Origin of the sequence: Pseudomonas svalbardensis, assembly GCF_030053115.1 — a bacterium.
In the GTDB taxonomy this organism is placed as follows: domain Bacteria; phylum Pseudomonadota; class Gammaproteobacteria; order Pseudomonadales; family Pseudomonadaceae; genus Aquipseudomonas; species Aquipseudomonas svalbardensis.
The window spans coordinates 3582057-3597905 of the sequence record NZ_CP125619.1; the positions used below are offsets into that span (position 1 = coordinate 3582057).

At 60.0% G+C, this 15849-nt stretch carries 13 protein-coding genes; 8 read left to right on the forward strand and 5 right to left on the reverse strand.

Annotation, left to right across the window (positions count from 1 at the left end; all coding sequences use genetic code 11):
• Positions 1-173: 173 nt before the first annotated feature.
• Positions 174-731, forward strand: a complete 558-nt coding sequence (locus QFX16_RS16370; RefSeq protein ID WP_283180509.1) for a PQQ-dependent catabolism-associated CXXCW motif protein — start codon at positions 174-176, stop codon at positions 729-731.
• 55 nt (positions 732-786) lie between these two features.
• Positions 787-1449, forward strand: a complete 663-nt coding sequence (locus QFX16_RS16375; protein WP_283180510.1) for a response regulator transcription factor — start codon at positions 787-789, stop codon at positions 1447-1449.
• Between the two features lie 160 nt (positions 1450-1609).
• Here QFX16_RS16375 and nahK read toward each other — a convergent pair whose 3' ends face one another.
• From nahK to QFX16_RS16395, 4 genes are all read right to left on the reverse strand, one after another.
• Complete coding sequence (nahK, locus tag QFX16_RS16380; protein ID WP_283184581.1) at positions 1610-4207, reverse strand: hybrid sensor histidine kinase/response regulator NahK/ErcS'; 2598 nt, start codon at positions 4205-4207, stop codon at positions 1610-1612.
• Positions 4176-5342 (reverse strand): nitric oxide-sensing protein NosP, encoded by a 1167-nt coding sequence (gene nosP, locus QFX16_RS16385; protein WP_283180511.1) that lies wholly within the window; start codon positions 5340-5342, stop codon positions 4176-4178. The genes nahK and nosP overlap by 32 nt, the downstream gene beginning before the upstream one ends.
• Positions 5343-5497: 155 nt before the next feature.
• Complete coding sequence (locus QFX16_RS16390) at positions 5498-6682, reverse strand: porin (RefSeq protein ID WP_283180512.1); 1185 nt, start codon at positions 6680-6682, stop codon at positions 5498-5500.
• Positions 6683-6890: 208 nt separating this feature from the next.
• On the reverse strand, positions 6891-7697 hold the full coding sequence (locus QFX16_RS16395) for a sulfite exporter TauE/SafE family protein (protein ID WP_283180513.1): 807 nt from the start codon (positions 7695-7697) through the stop codon (positions 6891-6893).
• Between the two features lie 161 nt (positions 7698-7858).
• Between QFX16_RS16395 and QFX16_RS16400 the strand changes: the two genes are divergently transcribed.
• On the forward strand, positions 7859-8722 hold the full coding sequence (locus QFX16_RS16400; RefSeq protein ID WP_283180514.1) for an MBL fold metallo-hydrolase: 864 nt from the start codon (positions 7859-7861) through the stop codon (positions 8720-8722).
• 154 nt (positions 8723-8876) lie between these two features.
• Here the strand turns inward: QFX16_RS16400 and bkdR are convergent, their stop codons facing one another.
• Positions 8877-9365 (reverse strand): Bkd operon transcriptional regulator BkdR, encoded by a 489-nt coding sequence (gene bkdR, locus QFX16_RS16405; protein ID WP_033054503.1) that lies wholly within the window; start codon positions 9363-9365, stop codon positions 8877-8879.
• Positions 9366-9550: 185 nt separating this feature from the next.
• On the opposite strand from bkdR, the gene QFX16_RS16410 reads away from it, so the two are divergent.
• The 5 genes from QFX16_RS16410 (at position 9551) to QFX16_RS16430 (ending at position 15728) form a co-directional block, all read left to right on the forward strand.
• Positions 9551-10786: a 3-methyl-2-oxobutanoate dehydrogenase (2-methylpropanoyl-transferring) subunit alpha gene (locus tag QFX16_RS16410; RefSeq protein ID WP_283180515.1), complete on the forward strand. Its 1236-nt coding sequence runs from the start codon at positions 9551-9553 to the stop codon at positions 10784-10786.
• 1 nt (position 10787) lies between these two features.
• Positions 10788-11846 carry an alpha-ketoacid dehydrogenase subunit beta gene (locus tag QFX16_RS16415; RefSeq protein ID WP_033054499.1) on the forward strand — a complete coding sequence of 353 codons (1059 nt, stop codon included), beginning with the start codon at positions 10788-10790 and terminating at the stop codon, positions 11844-11846.
• Positions 11847-13118, forward strand: a complete 1272-nt coding sequence (locus QFX16_RS16420) for a dihydrolipoamide acetyltransferase family protein (RefSeq protein WP_283180516.1) — start codon at positions 11847-11849, stop codon at positions 13116-13118.
• Positions 13119-13135: 17 nt separating this feature from the next.
• Positions 13136-14518, forward strand: a complete 1383-nt coding sequence (lpdA, locus tag QFX16_RS16425) for a dihydrolipoyl dehydrogenase (RefSeq protein WP_283180517.1) — start codon at positions 13136-13138, stop codon at positions 14516-14518.
• Between the two features lie 190 nt (positions 14519-14708).
• A complete protein-coding gene (locus tag QFX16_RS16430; RefSeq protein ID WP_283180518.1) occupies positions 14709-15728 on the forward strand; it encodes a branched-chain amino acid aminotransferase in 1020 nt (339 codons plus the stop codon).
• Positions 15729-15849 lie beyond the last annotated feature (121 nt).

A 15849-nucleotide genomic window follows, 5' to 3' on the forward strand; every position in this document is an offset into this window, starting at 1 on the left:
CAGAATAAAGATCATCAAGACAGTTGCTCCCACATTTGATCTCCGTTGACTACAGGACAGGTGCACGAAACAGGTGAAATTACTACTTTAGTACTGGTTTCCCTGTCTATCGTCGCATTCCAATCGCACCGAGACTGGCATGTAATAGGTTCATAACTATAAGGATTGAACCCATGCCGCGTGCCCGACGTCGTCTGCTGCGCCCTTCTCTCGCTGCGCTATCGCTGAGCCTGTTGCTGGGCGTCGCGCAGGCCGAAACACCGCTATTCTCCGCCGACGGCTATCGCATCGGTCTGTACCGCAGCCCGACCCCGAATCAAATACAGGGCGCCGGCATCATCGATACCGCGGCCCTGCAAATCCTGCTGGCGCAAACACCGCGTCCGGTGCTGATCGACGTCTACCGCCGCCAGTGGTTGCAAGGACGTTTCATCGAGGACCAGCCCCACGAAAACCTCCCCGGTAGCCATTGGCTGGCCAATACCGGCGACGGTGACCTGACGCCCGACTGGCAGGACTATTTTGCGCGTAAGCTGGACACATTGACCGCAGGTGATCTCGCGCAACCGCTGGTCTTCTACTGCCGCTCCGATTGCTGGCTGAGCTGGAACGCCGTGAAGCGCGCCGCCGCCATGGGCTATAAGACGCTCTATTGGTATCGCGACGGCCTGGACGCCTGGCAGGCCGCCAACCTGCCCGTAACGCCCGCCCAGCCCGAGCCCTTCCCCTGACCTTACGCGTGCGAGTTGTTGCCACACCCTAATCAAAATAATGAGGTGAAAGGCTATGTACAAAATTCTGATTGCCGACGATCACCCGCTGTTTCGCGAAGCCATTCATAACGTCATCAGCGACGGTTTCCCCGGCAGCGAAGTGATGGAAACCGCCGACCTGGACAGCGCCCTGGTGCTGACGCAGGAACACGACGACCTGGACCTGATCCTGCTCGACCTGAACATGCCCGGCATGCACGGCCTCAATGGCCTGATCAACTTGCGCAACGAGGCGCCGACCATTCCGGTGGTGATCGTCTCGGCCGAACAGGACAAACAAGTCGTGCTGCAAGCCATCACTTACGGCGCGGTGGGTTTCATCACCAAATCCTCGCCACGGTTGCAGATGACCGAGGCCATCCAGCAGATTCTCAACGGCAATGTCTACTTGCCGCCGGACATCATCCGCACACAAAAATGCGGTACAAGGCGCATGAACGATGCCCCGAGCTTTCCACCTGAACTGCTCCAGGCCTTGACCCGCAAGCAGTTGCTGGTACTCGAACGCATGACCAAGGGCGAGTCGAACAAACAGATCGCCTACACCCTGGAAATCGCCGAAACCACGGTCAAGGCCCACGTCTCGGCCATCCTGCGCAAACTCAATGTGCACAACCGGGTGCAGGCGATTTTGAGTGCCGGTGATATTGATTTCGGATCGTATTTGCGGCGCTGAAACGCACCTTCTGCAGCTGGCTAAGCCTGCGTTCGGCTGCGCAGCAGTCGTGAATTCAGACCCCGCGGTTTGTCAGGAAGACCGCGCCGCCTGTATTTACGACTGCTGCGCAGCCGAACGCAGGCTTCGCCAGCTGCTACAGGTTCAGGATTGGCTCAGGTTATCGGGATTGACCGAGCAAGTGACTCATCGCGGTCTTGAGCTTCATCGGCCGCACCGGTTTGTGCATCAGGGTGTGGCCCAGTTCGCGGATCTGCTGTTTGAGTTCATTGCTGTAGTTGGCAGTGATCATCATCGCCGGAATGGCCGAGCCGCGACGGGCGTTGATCCGGGCCACGGCATCGACGCCGTTCTGATCGTCATTCAGGTGATAGTCGGCGATCAGCAAGTCTGCTTCTTCGTGATAGTTGTCCACTTGCCGCGCCAGGTCCTGCTCCGACAGTGCCGTGACCACCAGACACCCCCACCCTTCGAGCAACGTGCGCATGCCGGCGCAAATGGCCGCGTCGTTGTCCAGCACCCACACCCGCGCGCCACGCAGACGTTCAAGCATCGGTTCACTCATCAGCAGGCTCGGTAGCGCCTTGGGTGCCGTGGCGCTGAGCGGCACTTCGACCGAGAACATCGAGCCCTTGCCCGGCCACGAACGCACGTGAATGCGGTGACCAAGAATCCCGGCGATCTTTTCCACGATCGCCAGGCCCAGGCCCAAACCGCGATCCTGATCAGGACGCTGTACATCACCGCGTTTGAATTCCTGAAAAACTTCCTCGAGGCGGTTTTCGGCGATGCCCATGCCGCTGTCCCAGACCTCAATCGACAGACGCTGGTGATGACGCCGGCAACCGAGAACAACACGACCGCTGTAGGTGTAGCGAATGGCGTTGCTCAACAGATTTCGAAGAATCCGCGCCAGCAACTGAATGTCGCTGCGCACAAGAGCCGAACACGGGATGAAATGCAGCTCCAGGCCTTCACTGCGAGCCACCTGGGTGTACTCGGCCGCGAGGTTCTCCAACAATTCGCTCAAGGCGAACGGCGCAATGTCGGCCTTGATCACCCCGGCATCCAGTTTTGAAATGTCCACCAGCGTACCCAGCAGGTTCTCCACATCTTCCAGGGAGTTGCTGACATTTCGTACCAAAATCGCATTGGCCACCGGCTCCCGCCGTTCGAGCAACGCGCTGGTAAACAGCCGCGCAGCGTTGAGCGGTTGCAGCAGGTCATGACTGACGGCGGCGAGAAACTTGGTCTTCGACAGGTTGGCCTGTTCGGCTTCGAGTTTGGCTTCACGCAGGCGAGATTCCGCCCGTCGACGCTCATCGATCTCGCGCAGCAACTGGTCATTGAGCGTGGTCAGTTCCGCCGTGCGTTCGCGCACACGTAACTCAAGATTCTGATAAGCCTGGTGCAGCGCTTCAGCGGTGCGGCGGCGTTCGGTGATGTCGCGGATCAACACGAAAATCCCCACCACTTCCCCGGTGGCCAGGCGATTGGGGACGTAGGAGCGCAGCATGTAGCGCTCCTGATTGTTGATGTTGGTTTCGGCGAACTCGAACGTCACGCTCTCACCGGCCAGGGCCCGGGCCACGTAGGCTTCCAGGCGCTGGTAATGCTGTTCACTGTGGACTTCGCGCAGGCTCTGCCCAAGCATCACGCCCCGAGGCCAGCAGTACCATTCTTCATACACTTTGTTGGTGAACTCGTAGACCAGGTCGGCATTCAGGTAGGCAATCAGCGCCGGCACATGGTCGGTGATCAGGCGAATCCAGCGCTCGCTTTCGCTCAGCGCTTCGGCGTGCTGGTAGCGTTCGGTGATGTCGGTGAAGGTGTTGACGAAACCGCCGGTGGGCAACGGATGGGTGCGGATTTCCAGCACCCGGCCATCGTAGAGGCGCTGCTCGCATTCCTGCACGTGCCGCCCGTTTAGATCCCGACTGGCCGGGGTCAGCAGGTTCAACTCGCTGTCGGCGATCACTTCGGCAAACGGACGATGGGCCGCAACCGGTGCCAGCCCGCTTAACTCAAGGAAACGCCGGTTCCATAGCTCCAGAATGCCCTCGGCGTTGACCATGGCCACGCCTTGGGACAGGTTGTCGACCGCTCGTTGCAACAAATGCGATTTCTGCGCCACCGCCTGCTCACGGCGCACGGTTTCGCTGAGTTTGACGTCGGTAATGTCGGTGAACAGGATCACCCGCCCACCTTCTTGGGTAGGTCGTTCGCTGACTTGCAACCAGCGACCGTCCTGCAGGCGATAGAGCAGGTTTTCGTCGGCATGCCCGCGCGGTTCTTCAGTGAACAGCCCAGTGGCGGACATCAGCCGCTTGACCTCGGCCAGGCGCATGCCGGCGTTGATCCGCACCCGGCTGTTGCCCCAGAACGCCTTGAAACGGCTATTGAACAAGACGATTCGCTGGTCCGCATCGAACAGCACAAACGCATCGGAAATGCTCTCGATGGCATCGATCAAATGCTGATGCGCGGTTTCCGCCCGCAGGCGCGCCTCGCTGAGCAAGTGGTTGCCCGACTTGAGTTCAGCCATGGCCTGGTTCAACGCGTCGGTGCGTTCGCGGACCTGCTCGGCCAGCACCACCGAATGCTGGAACGCCGCGTACGGGTCGTTGCCGCGGGTGATACCGGACTCGATCCGCTCGATCAGCGCGCCATTGATGCGCTGCAGTTTGTGATTGTCGCGCTGCAGGCTGGCGATCTGCGCCTGAAGCTCAACGGTGTCCAGGGGACCGGCCCCGGGCAATGGCAACCCCGGTGAAGGTCTGGTTGATGTGCATGCCATTGAACTGTTCTCCGTAGGTGTTGAAACCCATCACCCGCTGGTCACGCAAAAACGTTCCGATCTGCTCCAGACTGCCGCCATCTTCGAGTTCCAGACGCCTGAGAAAGCAGTCGCAGCCGATGGTCAGCAACAGGTCGCCGAGGCGCTCCTGCAAGCCTTCGAACAGGGTTTGCAGATTCGGCAGCATTGGGCCGGGCGTCATGACGGTGAGGACGATGCCGTTTTCCACCGCGCAGTAGAAACTCAGGCTCAGGTCCGGGTGAACCTGCTGGATCGCCCGCACGTAATACTGATCGTTGATCCGCACGGCCAAGGGGTGCGCGGCGAAGATTCGATGATCGAGCTCCGCCACCGGCACACCGATGTGCCGGGCGTATTCCTCGGCGGCCGGCTCGGCATTCAGTTCAAAGACCCGGCGCGAGGCACTGTCGGCCCCGGTGACCACCAGTTTTTCCGCTCTCGGCAGGATGTGGTGAGTAGTGAACACCTCGAAATCCAGCCAGGTATTGACCAGCACCACCACCGCCGCGCCGCTGTGAAACGCGCCATTAAAATAGACGTGGGTGTGGGTCAGGTAATTGTCGTCGCCGGCCGAACCGCCGAAATGCGGGATGTCGCCCAGTGCCGCACTCAGGGCGGCAAGGACCATTTCTTCACGACTGGACAAGCCATCGAGCAGGGTCAGGGCAAAGCTGTTGCCCTTGATCGGCGCCAGGGTGTTGCTGCGACAGCCACCGACCAGTCGCTCGACCATTTGCTGGGCGTCGATCAGGCTGAAACGCTCCATCTCGGAGATCAGTTCGGCGTCGATGGAAAAATGCCGATGGTCGAAGCCCACCGCGGTCACGCAGTTGCGACCGTAGCCCAAGGGCGTGATTTCCCCGGCGCTGGTGCAACCCACCAGGCGAATGCCGCCGAAGCTTTGTTGCAAGGCCTGGCCCAGCGCCTGCAAGTCGTACTCGGCGGAACAGAAGAACAGCACGAAGCCCAAGTGCGGGTGCAACAGTTGTCGCGCCAGCTCCTGGGCCACCTGTTGGGCATCGGTGGCCTGGGACATTGCACTGACCACACCTTCATCACTCTGGACCTGCTGCATCGTCGCCTCCCGCAGGTGCGCATGTATGAGGTTCGAGTGTACGAAGCCTGTGAGCTGCGACGTATGCTACTTGGGTAGCGGGTAGCCGCTTCGATGGGATGAGAACGGTGTCGACCCTCGCCGCGATGCGCGCAGCGAAGGTCGCCACCAAAGGCTTACCAGGTCAGCACAGCCCCCACCGCAAAGGTGTCGGTGTCTTCGTTCTGGTCGCTGGTGTCGTGGCCGTTGATTGCGAACTGGTTGTACTCGGCCACCAGCTTGAGGTTGTCGTTGACGTCATGGAACAGCGCGACGCCGCGTGTTTCGTAGTCCGCGCCGCTGCCGACCACGCCGTTGCCGTCGTCGTTGGTCTTGCCGTAAGACAAGGCCAGTCGGTTCTTGCCCAGTTTGTAGGAGCCCTGCAACAGGTAACCGTCACTGTCGACGTTGCGCAGGGTCGGTTCGCCGGCGTTGTTGGTGAAGAACGGGTTGATGCCCTTGGCCTGGAAGCCGGAGCCGGTGAGGGACAAGCCGCCCATTTTCGCCTGCACGCCATAGCCGACGCCTTTGGAGGTGACGGACTCGACGGTGGAATCGGTATTGTCCGACGTCTGGTAGCTGCCGTTGACCCAGCTGTAGATCTTCGCTCCGGCAACGTCGAACTGATAGGTGATCTCGCTCTCGGTGCGTGGGTTCTCCTGATAGGCCTTGCCCAATGGACTGCTGTCGTTGGTGTCCACCGGGTCCATGATCCCCACGGCCACCCGCAAGCCCTCCATCACCGGCGTGCGATAGGTAATCTGCGATGTCGGAAACGGGTACGGATAACCCGTGCCGATGTTGCCGAACGACACCCCGCCACCGTCCACCAGGCCCAGGGAATCGCTGACCTGGCCGTAACCGGCGAGCATTTCATCCAGCAGGATGTTGGAGCGGGCGAACAGGCCGAAGTCCTTGCCGATCAGCACTTCGCCCCACTCCGGGTTGGCCACGGTGCCGTAGAACTGCCGCACGTCGATGGCGGTGTCGGTGCCGTTGGTTTCACTGTCGTTGATGGTCACCCAGAAGGAGGACCGGGCGCCAAGCTTGAGGTCATCGACCTGCTTGCCCATGTTGAATCCCAGGTAGTTGGGCAGAAAACCCATTTTGACCCGCGCCTGTTTCCGGTCGAATTGGTCGCCGGCACGGTCCACATCGCTGTTCACATAGAAGGCGTTGATGTAGCCGTCGGTGGAAAACGTGGTCTGGTCCTTGTCGTACAGCACGATCTCGGCTTCGGCCATTGAGCTCAAACCGAGGGTCGACAGGCTGGCGATGAAGGCAGGCAAGAAACGATGCTTGATGTTCTTGTTGTTGTGCATGACGCGCTCCGCAGCGGGGACTGGATGTCGGAGGCGATTATCGAAAGCTGACCGGCGGCGTCATACGCTGCCTTGGAGGCGGTTTAGAAGTGCTTTGGAGTGGCAGGTCATGCGCGGCAAGTTCGGTGTAAGACCGTCCGTCGACGAGGCCCGAAACTTAAGGTGTACGCCTGTGGAACGGACTGGCATCCACAGGAACCGGTACTTGCTAGACGCCCGCTCTAAACAGCATGTAAGCGGCGACCACGACACAGATGCTGGCGAAGCCAATCTGCAATCCCCGGGCCGGTACTCGCGCGCAAAGTCTTCGGCCTATGATCATGCCGACGATGCTCGCGACGATAAACGCCACGCCCAAACCGTCGATTCGCACCCCGGCCTGAAACGCGCCGATCACGCCGATGGCGGAAATCAGGCTGATGACCATCAAGGAAGTGGCGACGATTCCGCGCATCTGCACATCGGTCAGCTGCTTGAACGCCGGGACGATCAGGAAGCCGCCGCCCACCCCGAGCAGCCCGGAGACCACACCGGTCACCGCGCCCAGTGCCGCGAGGGTCGCGGTGCATTTGGCGGTCCAGGAAAAGCGCCCGGTCTGCTGATCGAGCATGCAGTTCTTCTGGCCCCAGTTGGCGTGCCCGTGGTCGCTTGGACCCTCGTCCTGGCGCTCACGACGCAGCATCCGCCAGGCCACCATGACCATCAGCAGACTGAACAGGATCATCAGGATTTTTTCCGGCAACTGATGGGCGAAGTAGATGCCGACCGGCGAAAAGATCGCCCCCAGCAGGGCGATCAGCAACGCTGCGCGATAGCGCACCAGACCATGGCGCAACCCGTCAATGGCGCCGACAGCCGCCGCACTGCCCACCGCAAAAAGTGCGACCGGCGCAGCCTGGGTCATGGTCAAACCCAGCCCCAGCACCAAGGCCGGCACCGCAAGAATGCCGCCACCGGCGCCGGTCAAACCAAGTACCAACCCCATCACCACGCCAAAGAAACTTGCCAGCAACATAAAACACTCGTGATCTGCAAAAAAAAGCCGGGAGCGCCCGGTATCGATGACTGACAGGATAGAGCCCGCACAGCTTTTTTCATTAATTGAATTGATGCGGGCTGGTCAGCGCAGGGAAAATGAAACTACCCTCGTGACTTGTCCAGAAAGAAACGGCCACCATGCCTGCCTTGATTGAAGCTTTTTTAGACCCTGCCTCGTCGACCTTCAGCTACGTGATTTACGAAGGTGCTGGCAGTCAATGCGCCATTGTCGACCCGGTGCTCGACTACGACCCCGCCGCCGGGCGAACCGCCAACACCCAGGCCGACAAGATCATCGCCTTCGTTCGCCAACAACAATTGCAAGTGCAATGGCTGCTGGAAACCCACGCCCATGCCGATCACCTGTCCGCCGCACCGTATCTGCGTCGGGAACTGGGCGGGAAGATTGCGATTGGTCAGTCGATCAGCAAGGTTCAGGGCGTGTTCAAGACCCTATTCAACCTTGAGCCGGAATTTCGCAGTGACGGTTCGCAGTTCGACCATCTGTTCGCGCCGGATGAATCGTTCAGGATCGGCAACCTAAAGGCCACGGCGCTGCATGTGCCCGGCCACACGCCGGCGGACATGGCCTATCTGATCGACAGCGATGTGATTTTGGTGGGCGATACACTGTTCATGCCGGACGTGGGCACTGCTCGTTGCGACTTCCCCGGCGGCAACGCCAACCAGATGTTCGCCTCGATTCGCAAACTGCTGGCCTTCCCTGCCGGCGTTCGACTGTATGTCTGCCACGATTACCCGCCTGAGGGTCGCGAACCGCAGTGCATGAGCACGGTGGGCGAGCAGCGCAAAAGCAACATTCACATTCATGACGGCATCGACGAAACCGCGTTCGTCGCCATGCGCACCCAGCGCGATGCGGGGTTGGGCATGCCGACGCTGTTGCTGCCGGCGATTCAGGTGAATGTGCGGGCGGGGAATTTGCCGCCGGCCGAGGGCAATGGCGTGACCTACCTGAAAATCCCGATCAACAAACTCTGAGTTTCCTCTCGTAGCAGCTGTCGAGCACCGCGAGGCTGCGTTCGGTTTGGGCCGCATTCGGACGAAGCAGTCGTAGAACCTGTAAACGCGTTCTTTCTGACAGACCGCAGACGCAGCCTCGCGATGCTCGACAGCTGCTACAGAGGCTTTGCGTTTAGTTGTTGAGGGTCAAGCCGTTGGCCGGTAACGGCAGCGCCGTTTTATAGCGCACCTGCTTGAGCGCAAAACTCGAGCGGATATTCGCCACGCCGGGCACCTTGGTCAAAAAGTCCATCATGAAGCGCTCCAGCGACTGAATAGTCGGCACCAGTACGCGAATCAAATAGTCCGGGTCGCCGGCCATCAAATAGCATTCCATCACTTCCGGGCGATCCGAAATCGCCTCCTCGAAATGCTGCAACGCCTCCTCCACCTGTTTTTCCAGGCTGACGTGAATGAACACGTTCACATGCAGCCCCAGCAGCTCGGCATCCAGCAGGGTCACTTGCTCACGAATCAGGCCCAATTCTTCCATCGCCTTGACCCGGTTGAAGCACGGGGTTGGCGACAGGTTGACCGAGCGTGCGAGGTCGGCGTTGGTGATACGGGCGTTCTCCTGAAGGCTGTTCAAAATGCCGATATCGGTACGGTCCAGTTTGCGCATGAGACAAAACCACCTGTTTTTTATGTTTATGCAGATTTTTTATCCTCAAATGATCGCCAACGCAACGAAACAGAGATAAATATTCTTCTTGGCCCGGCCTATGATTGTTGTAGGACAAGAATTCTTTTATCGAAGAATGACGGTCAGCTCACTACAAGAAATTCACAAGATCGAGCGTAGAAGCCATGAACCAAGCGTACGAACCGCTGCAACTGCACGTTCCCGAACCATCGGGCCGTCCTGGCTGCAAAACCGACTTCTCCTACCTGCGTCTGACCGATGCTGGCACGGTGCGCAAACCCCCAATCGACGTTGAACCGGCCGACACCGCCGACCTGGCCAAGGGCCTGATCCGTGTGCTCGACGACCAGGGCAACGCCCTCGGTCCATGGGCTGAAGGCGTACCATCCGAGATCCTGCGCAAAGGCATGCGCGCCATGCTCAAGACGCGGATCTATGACAACCGTATGGTGGTCGCCCAGCGTCAGAAGAAGATGTCGTTCTACATGCAGAGCCTTGGCGAAGAAGCCATCGGCAGCGGCCAGGCCCTGGCGCTGAACGTCGATGACATGTGCTTCCCGACGTACCGCCAGCAAAGCATCCTGATGGCGCGCGAAGTGCCGCTGGTGGACCTGATCTGCCAACTGCTGTCCAACGAGCGTGATCCGCTCAAGGGACGTCAACTGCCGATCATGTATTCGGTCAAAGACTTCGGCTTCTTCACCATTTCCGGCAACCTCGCCACCCAATTCGTACAGGGTGTGGGCTGGGGCATGGCGTCGGCGATCAAGGGCGACACCAAAATCGCCTCGGCCTGGATCGGCGACGGCGCTACCGCTGAATCCGACTTCCACACCGCCCTCACCTTCGCCCACGTTTACCGTGCGCCAGTGATCCTCAACGTGGTCAACAACCAGTGGGCAATCTCCACGTTCCAGGCGATTGCCGGTGGTGAAGCCACTACGTTTGCCGGTCGTGGCGTCGGTTGCGGCATTGCCTCCCTGCGGGTCGATGGCAACGATTTCGTCGCGGTCTACGCCGCCTCTGCCTGGGCTGCTGAACGCGCCCGCCGCAACCTCGGCCCGACCATGATCGAATGGGTTACCTACCGCGCCGGTCCGCACTCGACTTCCGATGATCCGTCCAAATACCGCCCTGCCGACGACTGGAGCTACTTCCCGTTGGGCGACCCGATTACGCGCCTGAAGCAGCACCTGATCAAGATCGGTCAGTGGTCCGAAGAGGAACACATCGCCGTCAGTGCCGAACTGGAAGCCGAAGTGATCGCCGCGCAAAAAGAAGCCGAACAGTACGGCACCCTCGCCGGTGGCCAGATTCCGAGCGCCGCGACCATGTTCGAAGACGTCTATAAAGAGATGCCGGAGCACTTGAAGCGCCAGCGTCAAGAGTTGGGGATCTGACATGAACGATCACAACAACAAAATCGAGTTGGAAACCGCCATGACCACGACCACCATGACCATGATCCAGGCCCTGCGCTCGGCTATGGATGTGATGCTTGAGCGTGACGACAACGTCGTGGTGTTCGGCCAGGACGTCGGCTACTTCGGCGGCGTGTTCCGTTGCACCGAAGGCCTGCAGAACAAGTACGGCACCTCCCGGGTGTTCGACGCGCCGATCTCCGAAAGCGGCATCGTCGGCGTCGCCGTCGGTATGGGCGCTTATGGTCTGCGGCCGGTTGCCGAGATCCAGTTCGCCGATTACGTTTACCCGGCGTCGGACCAGATCATTTCCGAAGCCGCCCGCCTGCGTTATCGCTCGGCCGGCGAGTTCACCGCACCGATGACCCTGCGCATGCCTTGCGGCGGCGGCATCTACGGCGGCCAGACGCACAGCCAAAGTATTGAGGCGATGTTCACCCAGGTCTGCGGTTTGCGCACGGTGATGCCGTCCAACCCTTACGACGCCAAAGGCTTATTGATCGCCTCCATCGAAAACGATGACCCGGTGATCTTCCTCGAGCCAAAACGCCTGTACAACGGTCCGTTCGACGGTCACCACGAACGCCCGGTAACCCCGTGGTCGAAACACCCGGCCGCGCAAGTGCCGGACGGTTACTACACCGTGCCGCTGGACGTCGCCGCCATCACCCGCCCGGGCAAGGACGTGACCATCCTGACGTACGGCACCACGGTTTATGTGTCGCAAGTCGCGGCTGAAGAAACCGGCATCGATGCTGAAGTCATCGACCTGCGCAGCCTGTGGCCGCTGGACCTGGACACCATCGTCAAGTCGGTGAAAAAAACCGGCCGTTGCGTGATCGTTCACGAGGCGACCCGCACCTGCGGTTTCGGCGCCGAACTGGTCGCGCTGGTGCAAGAGCATTGCTTCCACTACCTGGAAGCGCCTATCGAGCGCGTCACCGGTTGGGACACCCCCTACCCACACGCGCAAGAGTGGGCGTATTTCCCTGGTCCGTCCCGAGTGGGCGCGGCTTTGCATCGGGTTATGGAGGTCTGAATGGGCACGCACGTTATTAAAATGCCGGACATTGGTGAAGGCATTGCAGAAGTTGAATTGTCGGTATGGCACGTCAAAGTCGGCGACATGGTCGTCGAAGATCAGGTACTGGCCGATGTCATGACCGACAAGGCGATGGTCGACATCCCTTCGCCGGTGAACGGCAAGGTGATTGCGCTGGGCGGTGTGCCCGGCGAAGTCATGGCGGTGGGCAGCATCCTGATCAGCATTGAAGTCGAAGGCGCGGGCAACGTTAAAGAGTCGGCTCAGCCTGCACCTGTTAAAGAAGCGCCGGTTGCGGCGCCGAAAGTTGCAGCCGTTGTTGAAAGCAAACCGGTCGCCGCTGCAGCGCCGCGAGCGGCCGTATGCCAAGGCCCAATGGTCGCTCGCGAAGCTGATGAGCGTCCGCTGGCTTCCCCGGCCGTGCGTAAACATGCGCTGGACCTCGGCATCCAGTTGCGTCTGGTGCGTGGCACCGGCCCCGCCGGTCGGGTGCTGCACGAAGACCTCGACGCCTATCTGACCCAGGGTCAACAGCCGCAATCCACCGCTGCCGCCGCTTACGCCCAGCGTAACGACGAAGAACAAATCCCGGTCATCGGCATGCGCCGCAAGATCGCCCAGCGTATGCAGGACGCCACTCAGCGCGCCGCTCACTTCAGTTACGTCGAAGAAATCGACGTCACCGCCGTGGAAGAACTGCGCGCTCATCTGAACGAAAAACACAGCGCGACCCGCGGCAAGCTGACCTTGCTACCGTTCCTGGTCCGCGCATTGGTCGTTGCCCTGCGCGACTTCCCGCAGATCAACGCCCGTTACGACGACGAAGCCCAGGTCATCACCCGCCTCGGCGCGGTGCATGTCGGCGTCGCCACACAAGCCGACATCGGTTTGATGGTGCCAGTGGTCCGTCACGCCGAAACCCGCAGCCTGTGGGACAGCGCTCAGGAAATTTCTCGCCTCGCTACCGCTGCCCGTAATGGCAAGGCCAGCCGCGATGAGCTGTCCGGCTCGAGCATCACCCTGACCAGCCTCGGCGCCTTGGGCGGCATCGTCAGCACCCCAGTGCTGAACCTGCCGGAAGTGGCGATCGTCGGCGTCAACAAAATCGTCGAACGCCCGATGGTCGTCAAAGGCCAGATCGTGATTCGCAAGATGATGAACCTCTCCAGCTCCTTCGATCACCGCGTGGTCGATGGCATGGACGCGGCGCAATTCATCCAGGCCATCCGTGGCTTGCTCGAACAACCCGCCACCCTGTTTGTGGACTGATTATGAGTGGAGCAGGCATGCAAACTTTAAACACCACGCTGCTGATCATCGGCGGCGGCCCTGGCGGTTATGTGACGGCGATTCGTGCCGGTCAGTTGGGCATCTCGACCATTCTGGTGGAAGGCGAATCCCTGGGCGGTACCTGCCTGAACATCGGCTGCATTCCGTCCAAGGCGTTGATCCACGTCGCCGAACAGTTTCACCAGACGCAGCACCACAGCCAGCACTCGGCGTTGGGCATCAGCGTGTCGGCGCCGACGCTCGATATCAGCAAGAGTGTCGAGTGGAAGGACGGCATCGTTGATCGCCTGACCACCGGCGTGTCGGCACTGCTGAAAAAGAACAAAGTCCAGGTCATTCAAGGCTGGGCCAAAGTCATTGACGGTAAAACTGTCGACGTCGGCGACACGCGCATTCAGTGCGAGCACCTGGTGCTGGCCACCGGCTCGAAAAGCGTGAACCTGCCGATGCTGCCGATTGGCGGCCCGATCATCTCCTCTACCGAAGCCCTGGCGCCGACGTCCGTGCCGAAACGGCTGATCGTGGTCGGTGGCGGTTACATCGGTCTGGAGCTGGGGATTGCCTATCGCAAGCTCGGCGCCGAGGTCAGCGTGGTCGAGGCTCAGGATCGTATCCTGCCAGCCTACGACGCTGAACTGACGCAGCCTGTGCATGATGAACTGAAAAAACTCGGCATAAAGCTTTACTTGAAGCACAGCGTCCAAGGCTTTGATTCTGTTAGCAAAACACTGCAAGTACTTGACCCGAATGGCGACACCCTGAACCTGGAAACCGACCAGGTACTGGTGGCCGTTGGCCGCAAACCAAACACTCAAGGTTGGAACCTCGAAGGTTTGAACCTGGACATGAACGGCTCGGCGATCAAGATCGACAACCGCTGCCAGACCAGCATGCGCAACGTGTATGCCATTGGCGACGTGAGCGGCGAACCGATGCTCGCGCACCGGGCCATGGCTCAGGGCGAGATGGTTGCCGAGCTGATCAGCGGTAAATCCCGTGAGTTCAACCCGACCGCCATCGCCGCCGTGTGCTTTACCGACCCGGAACTGGTGGTCGTTGGCAAGACACCGGACGACGTCAAGGCTGCTGGCCTGGACTGCATCGTTTCCAGCTTCCCGTTTGCGGCCAATGGTCGGGCGATGACGCTGGAATCGAAAAGCGGCTTTGTGCGGGTCGTGGCGCGGCGTGACAATCATGTGATTGTCGGCTGGCAGGCGGTCGGTGTGGGCGTGTCGGAATTGTCGACGGCGTTCGGTCAGAGCCTGGAAATGGGCGCCCGGCTGGAAGACATTGCCGGCACGATCCACGCGCATCCGACCTTGGGCGAGGCTGTGCAGGAAGCGGCGTTGCGAGCCCTTGGCCACGCGCTGCATCTGTAAAGACGCACACAAAACCCTGTAGCAGCTGTCGAGCAACGCGAGGCAGCTGCTACGTCGGGGTGCATCGATGGTCGTAGAGATCGAATTCCAGGCTGCGAAATGGGCCAGGAATGAAGTATTGTTGTCCCCATCCAGAAAAACGTCAGAAGCCTTGAACCGTTTCGGCGGTTGTTAAGTGATAGAGGGTGTCATGGGTAACGAAAGCATCAATTGGGACAAGTTGGGTTTTGACTACATCAAGACAGACAAGCGCTATCTGTCGCACTGGCGTAATGGCGAGTGGGACAAAGGCACCCTGACCGAAGACAATGTGCTGCACATCAGCGAAGGTTCCACAGCCCTTCACTATGGCCAGCAATGCTTCGAGGGCTTGAAGGCCTATCGTTGCAAGGACGGTTCGATCAACCTGTTCCGCCCGGACCAGAACGCCGCACGCATGCAACGCAGCTGCGCGCGCCTGCTGATGCCGTTCGTGGAAACCGAGCAGTTCATCGAAGCCTGTAAAGAAGTAGTCCGCGCCAACGAGCGTTTCATCCCGCCTTACGGCACCGGCGGCGCGCTGTACCTGCGTCCGTTCGTGATCGGCGTGGGTGACAACATCGGTGTGCGTACCGCCCCCGAGTTCATCTTCTCGATCTTCGCCATTCCGGTTGGTGCCTACTTCAAGGGCGGCCTGACCCCGCACAACTTCCTGATTTCCAGCTACGACCGCGCCGCCCCACAAGGCACCGGTGCGGCCAAAGTCGGTGGCAACTACGCGGCCAGCCTGATGCCAGGTTCCCAGGCCAAGAAAGCCCACTTCGCCGACTGCATCTACCTGGACCCGATGACCCACACGAAAATCGAAGAAGTCGGCTCGGCCAACTTCTTCGGGATCACCCACGACAACAAGTTCGTGACCCCGAACTCGCCGTCGGTCCTGCCGGGTATCACCCGTCTGTCGTTGATCGAGCTGGCAAAATCGCGTCTGGGTCTTGAAGTGGTCGAAGGCGACGTGTTCATCGACAAGCTGTCCGACTTCAAGGAAGCCGGCGCTTGCGGTACTGCTGCGGTGATCACCCCGATCGGCGGCATCAGCTATAACGACAAACTGCACGTGTTCCACAGCGAAACCGAAGTCGGCCCGGTCACCCAGAAGCTCTACAAAGAGCTGACGGGCGTACAGACTGGCGACATCGAGGCGCCAGCGGGTTGGATCGTCAAGGTTTGATTTGACGCAACTGTCCGTTTGAACACAAAAGCCCGGCCATCACGTTGAAGGCCGGGCTTTTTTTCGTCCGCGTATCGCGGAAAACGTCATTAGACTAGCCACGTTCAATAGCCATTAACAG

Excerpts from the sequence above, each read along its gene's own strand:
- QFX16_RS16370 (WP_283180509.1), top strand. The coding sequence starts at position 174 with ATGCCGCGTGCCCGACGTCGTCTGCTGCGCCCTTCTCTCGCTGCGCTA.
- QFX16_RS16375 (WP_283180510.1), top strand. The coding sequence starts at position 787 with ATGTACAAAATTCTGATTGCCGACGATCACCCGCTGTTTCGCGAAGCC.
- nosP (WP_283180511.1), bottom strand. The coding sequence starts at position 5,342 with ATGCAGCAGGTCCAGAGTGATGAAGGTGTGGTCAGTGCAATGTCCCAG.
- QFX16_RS16390 (WP_283180512.1), bottom strand. The coding sequence starts at position 6,682 with ATGCACAACAACAAGAACATCAAGCATCGTTTCTTGCCTGCCTTCATC.
- QFX16_RS16395 (WP_283180513.1), bottom strand. The coding sequence starts at position 7,697 with ATGTTGCTGGCAAGTTTCTTTGGCGTGGTGATGGGGTTGGTACTTGGT.
- QFX16_RS16400 (WP_283180514.1), top strand. The coding sequence starts at position 7,859 with ATGCCTGCCTTGATTGAAGCTTTTTTAGACCCTGCCTCGTCGACCTTC.
- bkdR (WP_033054503.1), bottom strand. The coding sequence starts at position 9,365 with ATGCGCAAACTGGACCGTACCGATATCGGCATTTTGAACAGCCTTCAG.
- QFX16_RS16410 (WP_283180515.1), top strand. The coding sequence starts at position 9,551 with ATGAACCAAGCGTACGAACCGCTGCAACTGCACGTTCCCGAACCATCG.
- QFX16_RS16415 (WP_033054499.1), top strand. The coding sequence starts at position 10,788 with ATGAACGATCACAACAACAAAATCGAGTTGGAAACCGCCATGACCACG.
- QFX16_RS16420 (WP_283180516.1), top strand. The coding sequence starts at position 11,847 with ATGGGCACGCACGTTATTAAAATGCCGGACATTGGTGAAGGCATTGCA.
- lpdA (WP_283180517.1), top strand. The coding sequence starts at position 13,136 with ATGCAAACTTTAAACACCACGCTGCTGATCATCGGCGGCGGCCCTGGC.
- QFX16_RS16430 (WP_283180518.1), top strand. The coding sequence starts at position 14,709 with ATGGGTAACGAAAGCATCAATTGGGACAAGTTGGGTTTTGACTACATC.